This window comes from Mariniflexile sp. HNIBRBA6329 (genome assembly GCF_043558645.1).
GTDB lineage: Bacteria > Bacteroidota > Bacteroidia > Flavobacteriales > Flavobacteriaceae > Mariniflexile.
This window is the reverse complement of the sequence record NZ_JBIFXS010000004.1, coordinates 269,655-292,987: the sequence shown is the minus strand read 5'-3', so window position 1 is coordinate 292,987 and position 23,333 is coordinate 269,655. Positions and strand designations below refer to the sequence as shown.

Annotated in this window: 23 protein-coding genes; 12 read left to right on the top strand and 11 right to left on the bottom strand. The window is 34.0% G+C overall.

Annotated features, from left to right (window positions below):
• The first annotated feature begins 15 nt into the window (after positions 1-15).
• The 6 genes from ACGK9U_RS07980 to ACGK9U_RS07955 all read left to right on the top strand — a co-directional run bounded on the left by ACGK9U_RS07980 (position 16) and on the right by ACGK9U_RS07955 (position 6,238).
• Positions 16-987 carry a stage II sporulation protein M gene (locus ACGK9U_RS07980; RefSeq protein ID WP_394465836.1) on the top strand — a complete coding sequence of 324 codons (972 nt, stop codon included), beginning with the start codon at positions 16-18 and terminating at the stop codon, positions 985-987.
• A complete protein-coding gene (locus ACGK9U_RS07975) occupies positions 984-1,904 on the top strand; it encodes a hypothetical protein (RefSeq protein ID WP_394465835.1) in 921 nt (306 codons plus the stop codon). The genes ACGK9U_RS07980 and ACGK9U_RS07975 overlap by 4 nt, the downstream gene beginning before the upstream one ends.
• Positions 1,897-2,616 (top strand): hypothetical protein, encoded by a 720-nt coding sequence (locus tag ACGK9U_RS07970; RefSeq protein ID WP_394465834.1) that lies wholly within the window; start codon positions 1,897-1,899, stop codon positions 2,614-2,616. Before ACGK9U_RS07975 ends, ACGK9U_RS07970 begins: the two co-directional genes overlap by 8 nt.
• Positions 2,609-3,829, top strand: coding sequence for a DUF4350 domain-containing protein (locus ACGK9U_RS07965; RefSeq protein WP_394465833.1), 1,221 nt, complete (start codon positions 2,609-2,611; stop codon positions 3,827-3,829). Before ACGK9U_RS07970 ends, ACGK9U_RS07965 begins: the two co-directional genes overlap by 8 nt.
• Complete coding sequence (locus ACGK9U_RS07960) at positions 3,829-4,827, top strand: AAA family ATPase (RefSeq protein ID WP_394465832.1); 999 nt, start codon at positions 3,829-3,831, stop codon at positions 4,825-4,827. The genes ACGK9U_RS07965 and ACGK9U_RS07960 overlap by 1 nt, the downstream gene beginning before the upstream one ends.
• Before the next feature lie 79 nt (positions 4,828-4,906).
• The gene (locus tag ACGK9U_RS07955) at positions 4,907-6,238 is read left to right on the top strand and encodes a DUF58 domain-containing protein (RefSeq protein WP_394465831.1); all 1,332 of its coding nucleotides are present in this window, start codon (positions 4,907-4,909) and stop codon (positions 6,236-6,238) included.
• A 95-nt stretch (positions 6,239-6,333) separates the two neighbouring features.
• Here the strand turns inward: ACGK9U_RS07955 and ACGK9U_RS07950 are convergent, their stop codons facing one another.
• Positions 6,334-6,813: a Dps family protein gene (locus ACGK9U_RS07950; RefSeq protein WP_394465830.1), complete on the bottom strand. Its 480-nt coding sequence runs from the start codon at positions 6,811-6,813 to the stop codon at positions 6,334-6,336.
• Positions 6,814-6,916: 103 nt separating this feature from the next.
• Between ACGK9U_RS07950 and ACGK9U_RS07945 the strand changes: the two genes are divergently transcribed.
• Positions 6,917-7,858, top strand: coding sequence for a LysR substrate-binding domain-containing protein (locus ACGK9U_RS07945; RefSeq protein WP_394465829.1), 942 nt, complete (start codon positions 6,917-6,919; stop codon positions 7,856-7,858).
• A 98-nt stretch (positions 7,859-7,956) separates the two neighbouring features.
• On the opposite strand, the gene ACGK9U_RS07940 is transcribed toward ACGK9U_RS07945, so the two are convergent.
• The 7 genes from ACGK9U_RS07940 to ACGK9U_RS07910 all read right to left on the bottom strand — a co-directional run bounded on the left by ACGK9U_RS07940 (position 7,957) and on the right by ACGK9U_RS07910 (position 13,203).
• On the bottom strand, positions 7,957-8,949 hold the full coding sequence (locus ACGK9U_RS07940; RefSeq protein ID WP_394465828.1) for a hypothetical protein: 993 nt from the start codon (positions 8,947-8,949) through the stop codon (positions 7,957-7,959).
• Complete coding sequence (locus ACGK9U_RS07935) at positions 8,924-9,967, bottom strand: cytochrome-c peroxidase (protein ID WP_394465827.1); 1,044 nt, start codon at positions 9,965-9,967, stop codon at positions 8,924-8,926. Before ACGK9U_RS07935 ends, ACGK9U_RS07940 begins: the two co-directional genes overlap by 26 nt.
• Before the next feature lie 81 nt (positions 9,968-10,048).
• On the bottom strand, positions 10,049-10,849 hold the full coding sequence (locus ACGK9U_RS07930; RefSeq protein ID WP_394465826.1) for an MbnP family protein: 801 nt from the start codon (positions 10,847-10,849) through the stop codon (positions 10,049-10,051).
• A 169-nt stretch (positions 10,850-11,018) separates the two neighbouring features.
• Positions 11,019-11,342, bottom strand: a complete 324-nt coding sequence (locus ACGK9U_RS07925; RefSeq protein ID WP_394465825.1) for a hypothetical protein — start codon at positions 11,340-11,342, stop codon at positions 11,019-11,021.
• A 148-nt stretch (positions 11,343-11,490) separates the two neighbouring features.
• Positions 11,491-11,688: a hypothetical protein gene (locus tag ACGK9U_RS07920; protein WP_394465824.1), complete on the bottom strand. Its 198-nt coding sequence runs from the start codon at positions 11,686-11,688 to the stop codon at positions 11,491-11,493.
• Positions 11,689-11,806: 118 nt separating this feature from the next.
• On the bottom strand, positions 11,807-12,607 hold the full coding sequence (locus ACGK9U_RS07915) for a TIGR00266 family protein (RefSeq protein ID WP_394465823.1): 801 nt from the start codon (positions 12,605-12,607) through the stop codon (positions 11,807-11,809).
• A 140-nt stretch (positions 12,608-12,747) separates the two neighbouring features.
• The gene (locus tag ACGK9U_RS07910; RefSeq protein ID WP_394465822.1) at positions 12,748-13,203 is read right to left on the bottom strand and encodes a DUF4442 domain-containing protein; all 456 of its coding nucleotides are present in this window, start codon (positions 13,201-13,203) and stop codon (positions 12,748-12,750) included.
• 146 nt (positions 13,204-13,349) lie between these two features.
• Here ACGK9U_RS07910 and ACGK9U_RS07905 point away from each other — a divergent pair, with 146 nt between their 5' ends.
• The 4 genes from ACGK9U_RS07905 (at position 13,350) to ACGK9U_RS07890 (ending at position 17,035) form a co-directional block, all read left to right on the top strand.
• On the top strand, positions 13,350-13,796 hold the full coding sequence (locus ACGK9U_RS07905) for a DUF4870 domain-containing protein (RefSeq protein ID WP_394465821.1): 447 nt from the start codon (positions 13,350-13,352) through the stop codon (positions 13,794-13,796).
• Between the two features lie 258 nt (positions 13,797-14,054).
• Complete coding sequence (locus ACGK9U_RS07900) at positions 14,055-14,393, top strand: PadR family transcriptional regulator (RefSeq protein WP_394465820.1); 339 nt, start codon at positions 14,055-14,057, stop codon at positions 14,391-14,393.
• A gap of 1 nt (position 14,394) precedes the next feature.
• Positions 14,395-16,173, top strand: a complete 1,779-nt coding sequence (locus ACGK9U_RS07895) for a PspC domain-containing protein (protein WP_394465819.1) — start codon at positions 14,395-14,397, stop codon at positions 16,171-16,173.
• A 133-nt stretch (positions 16,174-16,306) separates the two neighbouring features.
• Complete coding sequence (locus ACGK9U_RS07890; RefSeq protein WP_394465818.1) at positions 16,307-17,035, top strand: head GIN domain-containing protein; 729 nt, start codon at positions 16,307-16,309, stop codon at positions 17,033-17,035.
• Positions 17,036-17,096: 61 nt separating this feature from the next.
• On the opposite strand, the gene ACGK9U_RS07885 is transcribed toward ACGK9U_RS07890, so the two are convergent.
• Entirely contained in the window at positions 17,097-19,265 is a 2,169-nt protein-coding gene (locus ACGK9U_RS07885) for a prolyl oligopeptidase family serine peptidase (protein WP_394465817.1), read from the bottom strand.
• Between the two features lie 184 nt (positions 19,266-19,449).
• On the opposite strand from ACGK9U_RS07885, the gene ACGK9U_RS07880 reads away from it, so the two are divergent.
• On the top strand, positions 19,450-20,286 hold the full coding sequence (locus tag ACGK9U_RS07880; RefSeq protein ID WP_394465816.1) for a GIN domain-containing protein: 837 nt from the start codon (positions 19,450-19,452) through the stop codon (positions 20,284-20,286).
• Positions 20,287-20,304: 18 nt separating this feature from the next.
• On the opposite strand, the gene ACGK9U_RS07875 is transcribed toward ACGK9U_RS07880, so the two are convergent.
• Entirely contained in the window at positions 20,305-22,269 is a 1,965-nt protein-coding gene (locus ACGK9U_RS07875) for a DUF2264 domain-containing protein (RefSeq protein ID WP_394465815.1), read from the bottom strand.
• Between the two features lie 59 nt (positions 22,270-22,328).
• On the bottom strand, positions 22,329-23,330 hold the full coding sequence (locus tag ACGK9U_RS07870) for a glycoside hydrolase family 43 protein (protein ID WP_394465814.1): 1,002 nt from the start codon (positions 23,328-23,330) through the stop codon (positions 22,329-22,331).
• Between the last annotated feature and the right edge of the window lie 3 nt (positions 23,331-23,333).

Sequence of the window (23,333 nt, the reverse complement as noted above, 5' to 3'; positions counted from 1 at the left end):
AATTAAAATAGTTTTATGCGCGAAGCATCTTTCGTCAAGCAAAATAAGGAAAAATGGATGGGTTTTGAAAATGCGTTACACAATAATGCAAAAATAAATCCGGACGACTTAGCTTCTTATTACATACATCTTACAAACGACCTTGCTTACGCGCAAACCTACTACCCCGATAGTAAAACCTTGCTATATCTAAATTCCTTAGCATCTGAAGCGCATCAAAAAATTTATATCACCAAAAGAGAATCTAAAAACAAGATTGTTTCTTTTTGGAAATATGAATTTCCGCTGTTCTTCAAAAACTATCAAAAAACATTATTGTATACGTTTTTAATATTTATGGCTGCTGTGGGCATTGGTGCGGTGTCAACTTTAAACGACGATTCGTTTGTGCGTTTAATTTTAGGCGATGCCTATGTAAACATGACCATAGAAAACATTGAAAAGGGCGAACCCATGGCGGTTTACAAAAGCGGCAGCAATATCGGGTCGTTTTTAGGCATTACCATAAACAATATACGTGTGGCCATTATTGCATTTGCGTTTGGAGTCATTTTTAGCGTGGGCACTATTTATATTCTTTTTAGCAACGGCATCATGTTGGGAGCGTTTATCACCTTTTTTTACAATTACGGTATTTTAGAAAAAACATCAACCGTTTGGTTGCATGGTACTATTGAAATTTCAGTCATTGTTATTGCAGGTTGTGCTGGCTTGGTAATGGGCAATAGTTTTTTATTTCCGAAAACCTATTCCAGACGGGTAGCTTTTACCAAAGGTGCCAAAGATGGATTGAAAATAGTGGTAAGCACCATTCCGTTTTTTATCATTGCTGGTTTTATTGAAGGTTTTATAACCCGTTATGGCGAACAAATGCCTTGGGTATTATCATACGGCATCATTGCCTGCTCGCTGTTTTTAATATTATTTTATTACGTTATTTACCCCATAAACCTGAACAACGCTTATCAATCTGATTTAAAAAAATGAACAAACCCTACATAGAATTACGCAACAGACATGATTTTGGCGAAACCATAAACACCTATTTTCTGTTTCTTAAATACAACTTTAAAAAATACACCAGTTTGTACTTGCGCTATAATGCCATAAGCATCATGCTGTCCATTATTGCGTCCTATTTATTGGTAACCGGTTTTATGGGATTAGCCAGTAGGGATTTTAGGTTTGGCATGAACAACGATGGCGACCACAACATTTATTTAATAGTTGGTGCTGTGGTTTTAATCCTTATTTTATTTATAACAGCACTTTTAAATTACAGTTTTTCAAGTGCTTATATGGCTGAATATGTTAATAGCTCTGGCGAGGTACAGTCTAAAAACGTGTGGCAAAAAATCAAACATAATTTAGGAACCGTAATTCTATTCATCTTTTTGGGCATTGGTTTATACATTGGGTATTTTATAGTTTCCCTTATTTTTGCCTTTATTCCGTTAATAGGGATGCTCATTCAGTACGGATTAAGTTTTCTACTTGGGGCATTTTTCGGCTTATCATTCATTTCTATTTTCTCGGACAACAAAGGGTTGAGCAGTGCTTTATCAGAAGGTTGGTCGTTTACCTTTTCCAGCTTCGGAAAAGTGATTCTTTACGGTTTGGTCATTGGTATTTTAAATATGATGATTACCATGTTAATCATCTCCATCCCTGGTTTCATCATTGGTATTTACGTTTATTTTTCATTAGAAAGCAATGTAGATTTAGTAACAAGCATTTTCGCCAATGTTATATTCACATTAGGTTTTGCCATGTTTTTACTATCGTTTATTTACACTCAGGCTTTATCGCAAATTGCGTACAGCGTGTTGTATTACAATATATATGAAGAAAAAAACAATGTGTTTTTAAGAAACAAAATTGAACAAATTGGGGTTAATGAATAAAACAAAACACCATATTTCGGTTACTTTTGGTCTATTTCTTAGCACTGTATATTGTTTTTCACAAGATAGTATTCAAAGAGACTCATCAAACATTAAGGTGACTTACTTTAAAGATGCCATAAAAGAGCGTTATAAAGGTGATGATTTCAACTATTCCATAAACGACACGGGTGGTATTAATTTATTGCAACGCGTTTTACAGAAGTTTTTTGGTTGGTTGAGTGATACTTTTGGGGTTGATATCGATTTTATCGATTATGAAACCCTAGAATATATTGTCTACGGATTTTTAGGCATTGCCACCCTTTACCTCATCATTAAATTTTTGATGCAATCGCCTATAAATTCAGTTTTTAAAACCGAAACCCAAGAGATTGACAATTTTAAATACGTTGAAGAAAACATAAAAGATGTGAATTTTGACCAACTGGTTGAAGCTGCTTTAAAAGACAACAATTACCGATTGGCAACGCGCTACCTATACCTAAAGTCGTTGAAATTGCTCACCAATAAAAACATTATTGAATGGCATTACGATAAAACAAACAACGAATATTTAAACGAGATTAAGGACGAAAACACCAAGTCCGTTTTCAAGCGCATATCTTATATATATGATTATGTTTGGTATGGTGAATTCCCCATTGATGAAGCCATTTATGTAAAAAACCAACCTGATTTCGACAAAATAAACACGCTGCAACATGGATAAAAAATCTAAAATAGCACTCTATGCCATAGGAGCGGTTATCGTGTTGATGATACTTGCAGAAATAACCAAACCCAAGGCTTTAAATTGGCGTGATTCTTATACGGCTGCTGATAAAATTCCATTAGGTTGCTACGTGCTTTTTAATGAGTTAAAAAATATTTCAGATAAACCCTTAAAAATATCAAACAAAACAGCGTTTGAAAGTTTAAAAGATGTTGAAACTGATAAAAAAACGGTTAGCCTTTTTATAAATAATGGCATACATTTCGACAAACAAGACTCCGAGTCGCTTATTAAATATGTAGAAAATGGCAACTCGGTATTTATAAGTACCAACTATATGTATGGCGTTTTAAGCGATACACTAAATATAAGAATTGGTACAGACTACAATAATTTTTTCAAAAAGCCTTCTTTAAATAGTTTCACCAGCCCCAATTTAAAACCCAACGAACGCCAATTTAATGATGTTATTGAAAACAGCTTTTTCACTAGTTTAGATACGCTTAAGGCGATTGCGTTGGGTACTACCAAAGTTGAAAAAACCAAAAAAATTATTAATGATACCATTCCTGATACCAACATCAACTTCATAAAAGTGCCTTTTGGAAATAAAAATGGGGCGTTTTTTATACATACCAACCCATTTGCGTTTAGCAATTACCATATGCTGAACCAAAATGAAGCGTATGCAGCAACAGTTTTATCGTTTTTACCCAAACATCAAATTATTTGGGACAGTTATTACAAAAGCGGACGCAAGGTTATTAGCAGTCCGTTGCGTTTTGTGCTTCAAAACCAAGCATTAAAATGGGCGTTTTATATGGCTTTACTATCATTAATAGTATTTGTTATTTTTAGAGGAAAACGCACCCAACGCATCATTCCCGTGGTGGAACCTTTAAAAAACGCTACGTTGGATTTTACCAGAACCATTGGCGATTTGTATTATCAACATGGTGATTTCACAAACATCATCAGCAATAAAATCCAGTATTTTTTAGAGCAAATCCGTTCAAAATACTATTTAAACACGAGTGAATTGGGCGATCATTTTATTTCGAAATTAGCCATCAAATCATCCAACAAAAAGGAAGATACCAAAGCTTTAATAGACTATATTGTTTATTTAAAATCGAAATCGAACCATACGGAAGCCGATTTAATTCAACTTAACAAACTCATAGAATCATTTACAAAACACACAGCATAATGGAAGAACAAACTCCTGAAAATCAAGATGTAAATTTTGAAAGCAGACTCGATTTAAAACCGCTTCAAAACCATGTGGAAGCTATAAAAAAAGAAATAGGCAAAATAATTGTTGGGCAAAACGAAATGATTGAATTGCTCATCATTGCTTTGCTTTCAAACGGGCACACCCTTATTGAAGGGGTTCCCGGAGTTGCAAAAACCATTACCGCTAAATTATTGGCAAAAACATTGGCAGTAGATTTTAGCAGAATTCAGTTCACACCCGATTTAATGCCAAGTGACATTTTAGGAACTTCCATTTTTAATGTAAAAACCAACGAGTTTGAGTATAAAAAAGGCCCTATTTTTTCAAACATTATTCTGATTGACGAAATAAACCGTGCCCCTGCAAAAACGCAAGCTGCTTTATTTGAGGTTATGGGCGAACGCCAAATTACCATGGATGGCACCAGATATGTTATGGAATCCCCCTTTTTAGTGTTTGCCACCCAAAACCCTATTGAACAAGAAGGCACCTACCGTTTACCCGAAGCACAGTTGGACCGTTTTCTGTTTAAAATAAATGTAGATTACCCAACCCTTGAAAACGAGGTTCAAATTTTAATGGAAAACCACCAAAGGCAAGATGTTTTGGATTTTAATGCGGTTATACCCGTTTTAAATGCACAGCAAATTGCACATTACCAAGGTTTGATAAAGCAAATTTTGGTTGAAAACCATTTAATAAGCTACATTGCTTCTATTATAAACAACACGCGTACCAATGCCAATTTGTATTTAGGTGCTTCACCACGTGCATCTATTGCCATATTGAATGCTGCCAAATCCAACGCTGCCATTAACGGAAGGGATTTTGTAACGCCCGACGATATAAAACGCTGTACCAAAGCCGTATTAAAACACCGTTTGGTATTAACCCCAGAACGGGAAATGGAAGGTTTTACGGTTGAAAAAGTCATTGAACAAATTTTAGAAACCATTGAAATTCCTAGATAAATTTTTTAATTAGATATAAGATCGCTGCGCTGTTCGAAACAAGAATATAGACTTTTATAGTCGTAGTAAAAATTAATAAATGAAACGCTTTTTCAAAAATATCTACTTAAATACACACTTTTTTGTAAGTGCAAGTGTTCTTGTTTTCCTATTTATTCTGGCATATATTTTTCCAGGGTTATTGGTTATCGCCCAAATGTTGTTTTTTGTTTTTGTAAGTTTACTGCTAGTGGATGCCATCCTGCTATTCAAACAAAAAGGCATCACAGCATCACGAATTTTACCAGAAAAATTGAGTAATGGTGACGATAATCCTATTGAAATTTCATTAAAAAACAATTACAATTTCACAAGCACATTAAAACTTATTGATGAGTTACCGTTTCAATACCAAAAACGCGATTTTGAAATAGATACAGAATTAGAAAAGCAGAGTTTTAAAAAAATCACCTATACCCTTCGCCCTTTAGAACGCGGTGAATATTATTTTGGTAATTTAAATTTATATGCTTGTAGTCCCATCCGTTTCGTTTCAAGACGTTTCCAATTTGGAAAAGATGCGATGGTACCCAATTACCCATCATTTTTACAATTGAAAAAATACATGCTTATGGCGTTTTCAAACAAGATTTTTGAATATGGTTTGAAAAAGATACGCCGTATTGGGCATACCATGGAATTTGAGCAAATTAAAGATTATGTACAAGGTGATGATTTACGCAACATCAACTGGAAAGCGACCGCAAAAAGCAACCGACTGATGGTAAACCAATACCAAGACGAGCGCTCGCAACCCGTTTACAGCGTCATTGATAAAGGCAGGGTCATGAAAATGCCCTTTGAAGGTTTAAGTTTGTTGGATTATGCCATTAATGCATCGTTAGTAATTAGCAATGTGGCTTTAAAAAAGCAAGATAAAGCGGGGTTATTTTCATTTTCAAGAAAAGTTGAAAACCGTGTGGTTGCCGAACGCAGGCCCTCGCAAATGAATACTATTTTGGAAACCTTGTACAATTTAGATACCGATTTTGTAGAATCGGATTTTTCAAGATTGTATATAGATATAAAGCGCAGTTTAAACCAACGGAGTTTACTGTTGTTGTACACCAACTTTGAAACTTTAGATGCTTTGCACAGGCAATTACCTTACTTAAAAGCCATTGCTAAATACCATTTATTGGTTGTTATCTTTTTTGAAAATACTGAATTGCAAAAACTCACCCGAAAAAGTGCCACAAACACCTTTGAAATATTCGAAAAAACCATTGCCGAAAAGTTTATTTATGAAAAGAAATTAATTGTAAGCGAACTTCAAAAACACGGTATTCAAAGTATATTAACAGCACCCGAGCATTTAACAATCAACACCATTAATAAGTACTTGGAGATAAAAGCTAGGGGACTTCTTTAATAAAAAGTTATGAGTTCAAAGTTTAAAGTTCAAGGTTTAAAAGTTATGAAACTAAGTAACCGTCTTTTTAACTCTGAACTCTGAACTCTGAACTTTTACACCGTTTCGCTTAACCAAGCCTTCATCATCCAAACGGTTTTTTCTTGTTCCGTTATAAAATCACTCATCATGGAGTTGGTACCTTCATCGTTGGCATCGCCCGATTTATCTAAAATGGCACGTTCAATTTTTAATAATTCCGATAATGAATCAACAATTAACCTCACTGCCTTTTCATCTTGTGAAATATTTTTAACAACGGGCACTTGGGCATGTGCCATATAATCTTCAAAGGTGTGAAGAGGCGTTTCTCCCAATGTTAAAACACGTTCTGCAATTAAATCTACTTTCATATTGGAATCGGTGTACAATTCTTCAAACTTCACATGTAAATCAAAAAAACGTTTGCCTTTAATGTTCCAATGGATACCACGTAGGTTTTGATAATATATTTGAAAATTTGCCAACAAATTATTTAAGTCTTTTGCCAAATCTTTGGTCTTTTCAATATCTAATCCAATGCTATTTAATGTCATAATCACTTTGTTTTATTATACTACAAATTTAATCTATAATTAACTGTTAAATCGATAAATTTTATTGATAGTTTTTATACTTTTATAGGCTAAATTGATATACATGACTATTACACAATTATACTATGTTTTGGCAGTAGCCGAAAATCAAAATTTCACAAAAGCAGCCGAAAAATGTTTTGTAACGCAGCCAACTTTGAGTATGCAAATACAAAAACTGGAAGAAGAATTGGACATTCAAATTTTCGACCGTAGCAAAAAACCCATTGAATTGACCGATGTTGGGAGAAAAATAGTAACGCAAGCCAGAAATATTGTAAACGAATCGTATAGAATTCAAGATATTGTAGACCAACAAAAAGGGTTTATTGGTGGTGAATTCAAACTTGGCATCATTCCAACGGTCATGCCAACACTTCTGCCCATGTTTTTGAAAAATTTCATAAAAAAGCATCCTAAAATAAAGCTTAAAATTGAGGAGTTGACCACAGAGGAAATTATTGAGCGCTTAAAAGATGGCCACCTAGATGCTGCTATTGCCGCTACGCCTTTAGAAGATGAAAACATTAAAGAACGTGTGCTTTACTTTGAACCTTTTGTGAGTTATATACCTAAAAACCATAGGTTACACGGCAACAATAAAATTAATGTAGCCGATTTGGATATTAGTGATATGCTTTTACTTGAAGATGGGCATTGCTTTAGAGATGGCGTTATTAATTTATGCAAAGCTTTTAAAGACCAATCGGACGAGCAATTTCAGTTAGAAAGCGGCAGTATTGAAACCTTGATAAAATTATCGAACGAAGGTTTGGGGATGACGCTTCTACCCTATTTACACACCTTGGATATTAATGAAAAGGAAAAACAAAATCTGCATTACTTTAACGAACCCACACCTGCCAGGGAAGTAAGCCTTATCTACCATAAAAGCGAATTGAAAATGCAAATTATTGAAGCATTGCAAGATGTTATATCTGGAATAATTCGTGGTGCTATTGCGTTTCAAGATGTGAAAATTATAAGTCCACTGCCTTCAAAATAAATAAAGTATCAAAATGCATGTCTGTTCGAGTGCAGTCGAGAACTTAAAAGCTTAGGTCTCGACTGCGCTCGACCTGACACATGTTCGAACAACTTTGTTTACAAAACATAATTCAAATAAATAGTAAATCTGTTTTTAGACGTTACATTATCTCCAAACAAATGCTGGCTTATAGGAAAGGTATAGTTTGCTCCAACTATAAATTTATCAATCATAAACTCGGAACCCAATGTACCATTTACAATGTTTCCATTGGTGTCTTTTAAAGTTTCACCGAACTGTTTTATAGAATCGTAAACATCGCCCGAAATACCTAAAAACGGACTTAAAGCCGATTTTTCGAACGGTACTTTGTAATAGACGTTAGAAGCAAAACTAAATTGATTTCCAAAACGGTATTCGTTTTTATTTTCAGTCTTTAAATAGTAAGTTGCCGTTGTATTAACACCTAGATTGTTTTTAGAATAGGTATGCATCAACGAAAACACAGCATCAAAACTCCCTGTTCCTACTTGAAAACCTGGGTTCACTCTATTGGCTAAACCCTCCTCAAAAGAACCTGTTGGCAACTTTGCCCCTAAACCAAAATTTAATTGATGTGCAGATAATTCTCTTTCTTCTTCTGCATCTTCCTCATTTTCAGCTTTCTTTTTATAAAACTTAAATTGATACCACCCAATAATTGACATATCCCCCAAACCATTTCTATGTTCGCTTCTATCTTCAAATTCCCTATTTAAATCTTGATATGGAATAATGGCATTCAATGAAAACCTTTCGCTAAGGGGTACACGCCCCCAAAGTTGGTAGGTATTGAAACGCTCGGTACTTGTTGGCGAATTACTGAAAATACCATCTTTCGATTTAAAATCTTGGTAAATGTATCTTACACCCAAAAAACTCACATTTCCTAAAGTGCCAAAACTAGAGCTTCCGCTACTGGTAGAACATCCGCATAAATCGCAAAAAAACTCAAATGCACTGTGTTTATGTGGCGGTATGGATTTCGCTTCATTCTGTAATGGAATTAATAAGAACAACGTTCCTATTAAAACCGCTTTTATATTAATATTCTGCAAATCTTTCATCATTTAAAAATTCGTTATCTGTAAGTATTTTTAAAAACGCAATAATGCTCTCTTTTTCGTAGGCATTTAATGTAATACCATAGGTGTTATCCGGTCTTAAAAGCGATGCATCCACATTTCCGTTATCCACAACGCCAGAGTTGTAAAAATCTAAAACGGCTTCTAAAGTTGCAAACCTGCCATCGTGCATGTAAGGAAAGGTGTTTTCAACATTTCTTAAACTGGGTACTTTAAATTTGTATAAATCATTAGGGTTTTCAAAAATGACAAACCGCCCTTTGTCGTTTAACTTGGGGTTTATAGGTAAACCGTTGTTTCTGTACGATTGGTCCGTAAACAAATCGGTTGCATGGCAGGATGCACATTTTTGTCTAAAGGTGTTCAAACCATCTAATTCTATTTGAGATAAAGTAACATTATCTTCATTCCTAACGTATTTATCATATTTAGAATTTGAAGACACCATCATAACCATAAACTGCGATAAGGCTTTTAGCATGTTGGCTGAATTAACTTCGCCATCATCAAAGGCTTTTGCAAATTGCTTTTGGTAATAAGCATCTTTTTTAAGCTTTTCTACAACATTTGATAAGGTTTCACCCATTTCCAATTCACTTGTAAGTGGAATGATGGGTTGAAAATCTAAATGCGAAGCGGCTCCATCCCACATAAACTCTTTTTGAAATGCCATATTTTGTATGGGTGTTGAATTTCTAAACCCTATACCTCCATTAACACCATGGCTTAAAGTATGCCCGTGATGGGTAAATGCAAAAGCTTGTTCATGGCAAAAAGCACAAGGTATGGCATCATTGGCAGACAATTTCCCCTCATAAAACAAGGCTTTACCCAACTCGAAACCCTCTTGGGTTAAGGGGTTGTTCTCCAAATTATAGACAATATCTGGAAAGTTTGATGGCAGCTCTAATGTTAAAGGTCTTGGAATATAAGCATCTTCATCTTTTGAACACGACACCAAAAAAAGCTGAATAAAAATAACTGTAATAAGTATTTTTTTCATCTGTTATCTTTTTGCAAATTCATATATAGAATGATTAGGAAGTAATTTTAAAACCACTCCCTAACCGTATCTAATTATGATTTAGTTATTGTGTACATGGTGTACCTCAAAAATACCTTTTAGATTATTGGCAATAACAGGTGTTGTTTCTGCACTGGTGTGTACTTGGTTGTAACCATCGGCAAAATTTACAGATGTTTCCCCATCAAATACTTTAGAAATATCGGCAACAATATGTACTTCAGGTTCGGCTGTTTCTCGCACTCTTACTGTGTTTGGGAACATTAAGGTAACTTCTTTATAATTATCTAAAGATGTACCAACGCTACCCATGTGCAATGCTAAGGTTCCGTCTACAACCTCTGGATTCGCAATAGCGGAAGAGTAAGTGCCATCAAAACGCATAAATCTGTATCCTGTAGCCCACGCCCACATCATACCAGCTGCTTGTGCATCAGCAAGAAAATCACCTTGACCATCAGCACCTAAAGCATAACGTGTTTGGTCAATACCTATCCCAAAAGTAATTTCAGTATAATCGGCAGCATCAACTCCTTCTAATGCAATTAGTATTTCGCCTGCATTATTTCCGTTAGCTTCATCTATAATAAACACATTATTTTCAGCTGGATAAGTGAATGTATTTCCTTTAGAATCTTTAACCCTTACATTGCTGATGATGTATTTTAAAGTTGTAAGTTTATACGATTCGTTATTGGATTTATTATAGGACGTTCCGAAAATAAAATCTTGGTCTCCTACACTATTATCAAACTTTAAGGTTAAAGTTCCTGTTTGCCCTTCTAGACTTTCATCTTCAGATGAGCATGATATAATTAATACGCATAGCAATAATGCCAATGCCATTTTAGTAATTTTCATTTGTAAATTTTTATTGTTTTTAAATTGTCAAATGCAACATCCATAGCCTAATTAATCAATGATAATAAGGCATCATCATAGATGTTTCATTTATTAGAAATTTAATAGCAACGCGCGCTATTATTTGCAAGCACTTAAAAAGCCTTGTAAAAAAACTGAATATTAAATTTTAAGAAATTGGGGGTTTGTATGCTTTATCTGCATGGAGAAAGTGATAACCATTGGTATAACAAAAACTATCTTTTTTATAAACTACATCAATAAATTTATTGAATTTCACTTCTTGGGAAGCTGCTATAAATACAGGGAGAAATGACTCGGAAATAACCCTTAAAGGTTTATTGCTATCTTCATCATTTTTATTTGAAGTTTCACTTAGCTGAGTTGCCAAATGACATTTACCATTACATTGAAACTCTGGTTTATCTTTGTTAACACAGTATTTTTCAATTATAGAATCTATATTCAACTCAAAATAAACCAATTGCCCCATATAATATGCTGGACGAATGGAAAAGCAACATAAAAGAAATATGGTAATAAGCTTTTTCAGATGAATTATTTTTTTGCAAATATACAATTCAACTGAATACTTTAACTGATTTTTGTCATAAAAAAAGCGACCTAATGGTCGCTCTTTTTTATGGTTTCAAATAAATTAAACATTGATTTAATTCTGGGTTTTGCTGTACAAGAGAAAGAATAAATTGTTTAAGCTCTTCTAACTCATGCGGCAGTAAACGTTGTGCTGCCTTTTGTACTTCTTTGCAAAACAATGATGCGTCAAAACTAACTTTTTTAAGCACAGTTTTGGTGTAATCAAGCATTGCTCTTGCCATAATTTTGTTAGGGTTTAGGTTTGATAAAGGTAGATTTTTTATATAAGCTATATTTTGTTGAATGTTTAAATTTAATAAAAAATATCAAGCAATTTTAAATTTTAATTAAAATTAACTTTTAAAAACGATTATCCCCGTCTAAAAGGTTTCCTAAACCACCTAAAATACTACCTTCTCCTTTATCTTTTCCACCGCCCTGTGGCGCCGATGCTAAAACTCTGCCTGCCAACCTACTAAATGGTAAAGACTGGATATATACCGTTCCCGGACCTTGAAGCTTCGCAAAAAACAAACCTTCGCCACCAAAAATGGTGTTTTTAATACCGCCTACAAACTCAATATCGTAATCTACATCTTGGGTAAAGCCCACAATACAACCGGTATCTACACGTAATGTTTCACCACGCTGCAATACTTTTTTAGCCATGGTGCCACCAGCATGCACAAATGCCATACCATCACCTTCCAGTTTTTGCATGATGAAACCTTCTCCTCCAAAAAGCCCACGCCCCAAACGTTTACTAAATTCTATACCAATACTGACACCTTTGGCGGCGCATAAAAAAGCGTCTTTTTGGCAAATAAACTTACCTCGAAATTCGGTTAAATCTATAGGGATAATTTTACCTGGGTAAGGTGATGCAAAACTTACATTGCGCTTTCCTGTTAGGGTGTTGTAAAACGCCGTCATAAACAAACTTTCACCAGTTAGAATACGTTTTCCTGCGCCTAAAATTTTTCCTAAAAATCCAGAATCATTTTGAGCGCCATCACCAAAAATGGTTTCCATTTTAATACCATCGTCCATCATCATAAAACTGCCTGCTTCGGCAATAACACCTTCTTGCGGATCGAGTTCTATTTCTACGTATTGCATTTCTTCGCCGTAAATTCTATAGTCAATTTCGTGTGCTGTCATTTTTTTACTGTTTTTTGTTGATTCGTTAAATCGTTGAATTGTTTATTGGTAGCATTGTTTAAGAATTTGTTACATTTTTTGTTAGTCGCTTAGTTGCTTGTTGTTAAGTTGTAAAGCAGTTAAACGACTTTACAAACGCCTTAACTTTTAGCTTTGATACTCCACTCAAAAACAAAGGTTGAAACTTCTAGTCCTTCTTCATTCACTCCTACAGATTTCATACTAATGGTTTGCCCCTCGCCTGTTTCAATGGCTTTTAAAAGTGCTTCATCAATTAATTGACCATCGTTACAAGTGAAGGTTATTTTACCGGTTGCTTTTTTAGTAAATGTTGCTGAATTTGACGTAACCAACATGGATACCCGCTTACCTGAAGCTTTTATTTTTGTCATCATTAAAGCGCCCGTAGAAAACTCTGCTGCCATACCTTGCACTGCCCAAAACATGGAATTAAATGGGTTTTGATTTATCCAACGGTGTTTTACCGTAACCACGCATTTATTGGCATCTATGTATTGGGTTCTAACGCCACAAAAATAGGCCGACGGCAACTTAAAAAACGTGAAACTATTTAGTTTTCCGGGAGTTATATTCATTTATAATGATTTAATTTTCTACTAAGTTATGAAATAAATTCACATTTGTAAATGTTAAAATTGTGTTAAATTATGGTACTATGCGTAACATAATACCTGTTTAAAGACATATATTTGCATAAGAAACTATTATATGTTTTAAAATCATGCTAGACAATCACCAAAAAAACATCGCTACTTTTATCCATTTATCAACCTTTAGTAGGTTTATTATTCCGTTTGGGAATTTTATTGGACCTATAGTTTTATGGGTTGCTAATAAAGAAAAATCGGAATTTGTGGACAACCATGGAAAACAGGCTATTAACTTTCAAATGAGTATCTTATTATATGCTATTATTATTGGAACCATCTCTATTCCGTTCTTTATTTTCAACATTTTTAGTGGTTTTGATTTTATAAACTTTAATGGTTTCCACGATTTTCATATTAACATAGGCAAGCCCTCTCCACTATTGTACATTGGTGGCACTTTAGGTGTTTTGGCTGTTGTGGGTTTTATTATTGAACTTGTGTTAATTGTTAATGCCAGCTTGAAAGCTAGAGATGGTGTTTATTATAAATATCCGTTTACCATTAATTTTTTAAAGTAAAATGACTTTTGGAAAGAAAACAGAAAACAGCAAACATACCCGCGTTAGGGATTGCTCATGCATGTATATTTTAAAATTGAAATCGTGAATGCTCCGCATTTGAAGCGGTATCCTTTTTTGAGGCACGAAAAAAAGATATAGCGAAAAACCCGACCCGATAGGGTAACGCAAAAAAAAAAGAATAAAAATTTCATCAAATAACAATCATCAAATCAATCAAAAAATGAACAGTTTCACTTTATTAAAACGCTTTAGAACATGAAGATAGAAAACACAAAAGCACAGATGCGTAAAGGGGTTTTAGAATTTTGCATACTATCGGTCTTAAAGGACGACGATGCGTATGTGGCAGAAATTTTAGACACCTTAAAAGACGCTAAGTTGCTGGTGGTAGAGGGCACGATTTACCCCCTACTTACACGCTTAAAAAATGCCGGACTACTTAATTACCGTTGGGAAGAGTCTACTTCGGGACCGCCAAGAAAATACTATGGTTTAACCGAAACCGGTAAATTATTTTTAAATGAATTAAACACGACTTGGAGCGAACTACAAAACGCTGTGAACTTAGTAACGAACACCAAAAAAAAACATTAAAATGAATAAAACAGTCAACATAAATTTAGCAGGAACCTTCTTTCATATTGATGAGGACGCCTATTTAAAATTACAACGCTATCTTGAGGCTATAAAACGTTCATTTACAGACTCTCAAGGTCGTACTGAAATTATTGCGGATATTGAAGCACGTATTGCTGAACTTTTTAGCGAACGTGTGCAGAACGACCGCCAAGTAATAAGAATTAAGGAAGTTGATGAAGTTATTTCCATTATGGGGCAACCGGAAGATTATTTGGTGGATGATGAGATATTTGAAGATGAGCCACAAGCGGCTTATGAACGAAAATCATCGGCTTCAAAAAAACTATTTAGAGATACCGATAACTCATACATTGGCGGTGTTGCTTCTGGTTTAGGACATTACTTGGGTATTGATGCCGTTTGGGTGCGTTTACTTTGGGTATTGCTTACCGTGGGTTCAGGCGGTACGTTTATATTTATTTATATTCTGTTCTGGATTTTAGTTCCTGAAGCTAAAACCACTGCCGAAAAAATAATGATGACAGGCGAACCTGTGAACATTAGCAACATTGAAAAAAAAATAAAAGACGGGTTTGAAACCGTTACCGAAACAGTAAGCGATGTTGCTAAAAACGTTAGCGATTCGGTATCGAACGCTGCTAAAAAAGTAGATTTTAACAAGCAGGGAAGTAAGATAAAATCGAGCTCCAAATCATTTTTTGATACAGTTGCCGATGTAATTATGCTCTTCTTTAAAATAATTGCAAAGTTTATAGGCGTTATTTTAATTCTAGTAGGCGCCTTTGCTTTAATTGCTTTAATTATTGGATGGTTTTCTGTGGGTGTTATCAATGTTGTAAACATACCCGGATTAGACTTAATAGACATTGCCAATGCTGGCAACACGCCTATTTGGTTGGCATCATTGTTAATCTTTTTTGCCATTGGAATACCGTTCTTTTTCTTGTTTTATTTAGGATTAAAAATTCTAGTGAACAACCTAAAATCTATTGGAAATATTGCAAAATTCACGCTTTTGGGTTTATGGCTCATTTCAATTATTGGATTGGTGGTTATGGGTATTAGGCAAGCCAGCGAACATGCTTTTAACGAACGTGTTGTTGAAAAGCAAGAACTAATTATAACTGCCAACGATACCTTAGAAGTAAAAATGGTTGACAATGATTTATTAAGAAACAGATACGACAGACACGATTCTTTTAAGGTTGCTAATAATGAAAACGGTGAAAAAACCATTTACAATTCAGACATTAACATTCTAGTTAGATCGACTACCGATTCCTTAGCTTATATAAGTATTGAAAAAAGTGCTGATGGCAGAGATTATGAAAAAGCCATTGAACGTGCCAAAAACATAGAATATAATTATGTTTTAAAAGGAAATGAATTGCAGTTAGACCCTTATTTATCTACACTTTCCAAAAACAAATTTAGCGACCAAGAAGTTACCGTTATTTTGTATTTGCCAGAAGGAACTGTTTTTAAATTTAACAATAATACTAAACATTTTTTAAGCCACAGAATTCCTTCAAACTATGTAAATCATTATTTAGAGGTTGCCGAAGACGACCTAGTTTGCTACGATTGTGAAGAAGATGAAAGTGAATTCGAAGTAAACATTGATACACCAAACATAAACATTGACGAAAACGGTATTGAAATAAAAAGCGACAACAACACTTTAAAAATTGACAACAACGGTATTAAGGCCGAATCGGAAGATGTAAAAGTAAACATCAACGCTAAAGGCGTAAATATAAAATCTGAAAACTAACAATTCAGCAATAAAAAACAACAGTTCAGATATTTAAGTTACTCATCAAAACCTTAAAATTAGATATTTGAATTATAAATCATCAACCAATAAGATGCTGAAACAAGTTCAGCACTAAGAAAAACGAACAGTTATGACAACTTTAGCAAAAATTATTGTAAGTACCCTAGTAAGCTTAAGCTTGGTTTCGTGCAATTTCGATTTGAACATAAATTCCGGGGTTAAAGGGAATGGACATGTTACCACAGAAAACCGCACTATTACTAAACCATTCGCAACCATTAAAGCTACTGAAGGTTTAGATGTTTATTTAACTCAAAGCGACAACGAAAGCATTAGTGTTGAAGCCGATGAGAATTTACAAGGCCTTATTATAACGGAAGTTATTGATAATGTTTTAAAAATTCACACGAAACAAAACATAGGCACCTGTACTTCTAAAAAAGTTATGGTAAGTTTTAAAAATATTTCTAACATTATTGCCACCAGCGGTAGTGATGTAAAATCTACAAGCACTATTGTTACCAAACACTTAAATTTAGAAACCACCAGTGGTAGCGATATGGATTTAGATGTGAACACCTCCACCCTAAATTGCAAATCTACTAGCGGTAGCGATTTAAAACTTTCTGGAAAAACCATTGAACTTACAGCCGAAGCAACTAGTGGTAGCGATTTTAAAGCAGCTAATTTGATAGTGCAAAATGCCGATGTAAAAGCTTCAAGTGGTGCAGATGTTACAGTAAACGCCACTGAAACATTAACTGCAAAAGCCAGTAGTGGAGGCGATATTAAATATACAGGAAACCCTAAAAAAGTAGACAAAAGTTATAGAGCTTCAGGCAGTGTCCAAAAACAATAACCATTTAAAGCCAACCAATTTAAAAACAAACCCCTAAGCTTTCGCTTAGGGGTTTGTTGTATTAATCTTTAACTGATTTGCTTAATTGAAAATCTGGATGTCCAGATTGCCAATAAAAGAACGCAAACAAACCTGAAAATTCATTTATAGCATCTGTTAGTTTTGTTCCACCACCATGACCTCCTTCAAAATTAGTCAAGAATAAAATGGGGTTATCAGATGTATTGTCAGCTTGCATTTTAGCAGCAAACTTAGCAGGTTGCCATGCTATAACTCGTGGATCATTTATTCCTGCAGTAATTAACATGGCAGGATATTTAGTGTTAGGCTGTAGGTGGTGATAAGAATCCATTTCTAATAGCCCTTTAAATTCTGCAGGATCTTTAACGGTACCAAATTCAGGGGTGTTTACTGGTCCATTTGGAGTTTCTTCCATCCTAACTGTATTCATAGCTCCTACCATAGGAGCTCCAGCAACAAATAAATCTGGGCGTTCTGTTATAGTCCTTCCAACAAAAATTCCACCTGCACTTGCTCCAAAAATTGATAATTTACTTGGATTTGTATAGCCTTCTTTAATCAAATATTCCGCAGTTGCTATACCATCTTTCCATGTATTAGGTTTCGTTTCTTTTTTCCCTCCTCTATGCCATGCCTCACCCAACTCACCACCACCTCTTACGTGTGGTACTACTAACACCCCATTGTATAAAGTATACGCCAATGTAATAGGGCTAAAAAACGGACTTGAAGAATTACCATAAGCACCATAGCTATAAATTACTGTAGGATTTTGCCCATCCATTTCTATGCTTTTGTTATGAATAATAGAAACTGGTACCATAACGCCATCATGAGACTTCACCATTACCTCTTTCGCTATTAAATTATCTAATTCTGGATATTCAACAGGAGTTGATAATTGTTGATGCGTAAAGGTATTTGTTGCTAGATTATATAAAAACCGTTTACCTGGAGATGTCCAACCTGAAATGGATATCCAAATTTCAGATGATTCGCTATTTTTACTTTCCAAACCTACTTGACCTGCCGTAAATGGTAATTGAAGTTTTTTAGGAACTGTTTTGTTTTTCGGTAAAAAATACACATTTGCTTCCACACCATTTTTCATGACAGCATAATACAGTCCGTCTTTAGTAACTTTAAAATCAATAATCATTTCAGATTCAGATTCTGTCACAATAGTTTTAGCATTCGCAAAAGATGGAGCCTTTATTGATGCTTTAAGAATTTTATAATTGGACGCATCTTTATAAGTTAGAAAATAAATATTTTCTTTATCACCTTCAACATTAACCACATGATCACTTCTTTGTGCTAGCACTTTCCATTTTACACTTGAATCGGATTGAGCGTCTTTATAAAATAATGCTAAACTATTATCTACCGTCACAAAATTTAGAACATCTAAATTTGATTCTTCTGAATAAGAAACAATTGGAATTTCTTTTGCATCAATATTAAAGTCGGGATATAATTCTGAAGAAAAAAACAAATCATCAGCTTCTTGCTCGGTATCAATTTTATGAATATAAACTTTTGTAAATAATTTTCTATTCATATCAGTAACATCTGCAGAATTCAACTTATTATAATAAAACTCATTTCCAGATTTAAGCCAAGATATACCCCTAGTAAGATATAATATCTCGTTAAATTTTTCTCCATTTTCTTTAAAAATTAATACCTCTGGGTTTTCAGAACCATTAGGTGAAACGGTTACTGCTATTTTATCGCCAAGTAAATTTGGATTTATAGAAGCGATTGTGTAAGTTTCTTTGGCATCGGCTTTATATTTTAAGGGATCAAAAAAAAGTGTTTCTTCACCTTCATAACCATTACGCTTATACATTTTACCAATATCTTCACCAGGCATGCGTTTTATGTAGTAATACACATTACTTTTTGTAATGTGTACATTGTTTATAGAAGCCGACCTTCTATTTATCAACTCCATCATTTTATCAAATAGCACCTTTTTTCCAGAAATGCTATTTAAAACAGACGATGCATAATTAGCGTTTTCCTTCATCCAGGTTAGGACTTCGGGATTAGATAAATCCTCCATATATTGATATGGATCTTCTAATGTTAAACCATAATATTGGTTGGTTACAACTTTAACTGGAGCTAAATTGGGTTTAACAATTTCCTGAGCACCAATAGTAACACAACACACCATTAGAATAATACACAATAATTTTTCCATAAAGATTTCGTTACAAATTGGTTAATTAAAAAATTTTGCTAAAATTCAAGGAGATTCATGAATATACAATAAATTTATTATACAGTACAATTACTGTAAACAAATAAGCCCAACCAAAACTTTAATTAAAGGTTTGGATGGTTTTTGTTTATATTTGTTAAGACAACGCCTTTTTTTCAAATCAATGAATAAACCATTTTTTACCATTTTCTTTGTTTTATTTTTCTGCTTTATTTCAGTGGCACAAAATCCTGAAAAAGTAAAAGGCAACAAAAACGTTACCATGGTTCAAACTGAAATTGATCCATTTCACACCATCATCGTTGATGAAGATTTCGATATTGAAATAATATATAATAACGTTCCTTCCGTTACCATTGAAACCGATGAAAATCTACACGAGTTTATAAAATTCAATGTAAATAATGGTGTTTTAACCTTTGATAAAACCACTCGAATTACATCTAAAAAACTATTAAATATCACAGTAAATTACGATGATAGCTTAACCAATATTAGAACTATAGATGATGGCGAAATACTATCGTTAACCACCATGAATTTAGCTAACACCATATTAATTACCGAAGGATCTTCAAAAGCAGGTTTAACTATAAAAACTGGTGGTTTTGAATTTCAAAGTAATGGAAAATCGAAAGTAAAATTGAATCTAACTTGCGACAATGCGAAACTTTCTTTAACCGATAATAGTAAGCTGGATGCATTGATTTACTCACCAAAAACCAATATAGATTTATATCAGCGCGCTAGCACAAACATTGAAGGAGAAACAGATGAACTACAAATAAAAACCGATAATTTCTCAAACTTTAATGGTAAAAACTTTACCGCCAAAACCTGTAATACGTTAACTGAAATATCCAGCGATGTCTACTTGGATGTTGTTGATGCCATTACTATTGATGCATCTGGCAACAGCAGTGTTTATCTTTATGGCAATCCTGAAATTGTTATCAAAAAACTTGCTGATACATCAAAAATTCAAAAGAAAGAAAAATGAAACATAGCCGTTTAAATATTAATGTTTTATAATTATTTCGTTTGTTTGGTTTAAAATCTTAATTCTACCGTCATTTAAAACATCTATTTTCCTTACAGGTAGTAATTCTTTTTCATTCCATTTTTCACCAGATTTTTTCCAAAGCATCAAAGTTGCATAAACTGTTGTTTCTTTTCTATTTAAAATTTCATTATTGATAACATTAATCACATAACTTTCATCACTTTCAGGGTGCAACCCTTTTGATTTTATAACTTCTGTTTTATTCCAACCTAATAGAGGCACCATTGCTAATTGGTATTCTCCATTATCAATAATAGTAATCTCATAGCCTTTAATCTTTCTTTTTGAGGTAACAATTTCTTTATTTAGCTTGGGTAAGGCATAATGCCCTAAACGTAATGATATAGGCTCTGTACTATTACTTCTATCAATTCTTAAAACGCCATTAGCTAAAGGAACATCTGCTAAATTGAATTTAACAGCTTCATCCGTTTCTAAAACCACATCTCTGTAATAAACACCATCCTCAAACTTTTTAAAAGTGTACAATCTAAAAGCTTCCCAGTCTTTGTTTTTGTTTTTTATAAGATAATTCATGGCAACTTCTCCATTTTCACCATCGGCTTGCCAAGGGAAAGCACTATTGTAAGATAATCTATTATAATTTTCCGTGGAACGGAATTTTTGCCAGTCGTCTTTCACTTTTTCATGACACCATGCCCTAATTTCGGAAGCTCCAATATTAGGATAATCTGTAATTAATATCTCTGAAGCTTTCTGAAAGTTATTATATACCTCATCTTTTTTAAATTCAGTTTCCCAAGCACCGTTGTTCTCTTTTGCTGTCCAAAATGGATTATCGTCAGGAACGAGCAACCCTAAAAATGCTTTCCCCATCCAATAAACACTGCCTCGGCAGCTGTAAACCTGAACAGCAGGCTCAAAAGCACCATAAAAACCTAAAGTTGGTACATGATCTTGCATAAATTCTGGATGTGTAAAGAACTGTTTTATAACACCTGACGAAATCCGTCGCATCCAACCATAATTTACATCTGATTTATCATTTTCAAACCCCATTAACGGAAACGGTATTATAGATCCTATACGGTAACTTATACTTCTTCCATACATAATCATTTCTCCATTTTCACTAAATAAATATGGATAGTTATCTTTTACATCTTTAAAATTAGTTACGAATTTTGAAGCTATCTCTGGGTAATGCTTTTTTCCAAAATATTCAGACCAAATCATGCCATACATTTGAAATGCCCACATACTGTAATAATCGTAGGCAGGACTGTCGTTATACCAACCTTGTCCGCGATAATGCGTTAAAGACTTTTCAAGATATTCTACTAACAAATTTTCATTAACAGCATAACCTTGCTCTTTAAAAAAACTTAGCACGAAAATATTGAAAAATTTCCAGTTAGAATCTACTGTTGGCCCATCACCATAACTTAACATTGATTTAGCGAGTGCATCTTTTTGACTTTGTGGTAATCGATCCCACAATACATCTGGGTTAATTAACATAGATACGGCCAAAGCACCAAACTCTACTAAATTTTGACTTGGGCCTCCATTTTTAGCTCTTGGTACTATATAAGATTCACTTTCAGGATTTATTAATTGTTCTATTTGATATCTATAATAATCAGCAACTTTTATATTATTAATTACAAGATTTGGATTTTCCTTTAACAGAGGTGCAGCCACAAACAAGGTTCTACAAATCCCTTCGAGCTTTTCTGTGGGTATTTGACTCTCCTTTTGAGGATAACTTTTACCTGGTTGTTTAGGGAACTTCATAGGAGAATCCAAGTTATCAATATAACTAAAAGCACCTTCGAGCAAATACAAAGCAGCATCTTTCCAATGTTGTTTGGTCATACCTGTGTAAGGACTTAACTCGTAATCTGGATTTATAATTTGAAACACATCTCCAGTGTTCTGCTTTTGTTGGGAAAACACTGTGATACTGTTTAAGATGAAAAATAGTACAAATAATTTTAAGCGTATCATATAAAAAACTAAGGTTTATAAACGTTAAGAACAACCAATTTATCACCAGTTAAATCCACCTCAAATAAATGAGGAACTCTTATAGTTCTGTTATCCACTTTTTTATGGCTATGTAAAGCCATTAACTGCTTTCCTTCAAATGTTTTAAATAACATGCCATGACCAAAATTAGGTGGTGTAATGGGATCCTTTTCTTGAATCCATGGACCATCGAGTGTGCCACTTTCTGAATAAGCAACACCTTGGGTGTAAACATTGTAAATCCAACTGGTCCAAATCATTCCTAACCGTCCTGTTTCTGTTTTAAACAAATAAGGGCCGTCGGTAACTTTGTGGGGTTTATCATTGCCATTTGCATCCTTTTCTCGACTCCAAGGAGAATCGCTTGCCTTAAAAAGTAACTTTCCCTCTCCAATAGAGCCACTTAAATCAGGCTTTAATTCAATTTTTTCAATAGTTCCGTTACCACTCTGCAACCATTCATAACAATATACCATATATGGTTTTCCATCTGTGTCTATCCAAAACGTGCCATCAAGAGTTGGTTTATCTGCTGGCAAATAGATATCATCTTTCATAGGAACAAAAGGACCGTCGATTGTGTCACTTACCAAAATATGGCTTGCACGACGTTCTATGACATTACCTGCAACCGTATCAATCATTACATTTCTGTTAGTGAAGGTAGCGAAGTAATAATATTTATTTTCGTATTGATGAAGTTCTGCCGCCCAAATCATAGGGTTGGGTCCCATCCAAGAATTCGGATTTGTTTCAGTCACTTTATACGGACCTTCCCACATTTTTAAATCTTTACTTTTCCATAACAAACCACCGGTACCAGTCATATAATACATATTGGTTTCCTTATCTGCTAAAATAGCTGGATCGCTTAATCTTATAGAATCTAAAGGTATATTTTTTTTAATATTTCCTTTTTGCCCAATACAAAGTGTTATCCATAAAAAGCAAATACATACTGAAAAGTAACAATGTTTTTTATTTGTCATTTT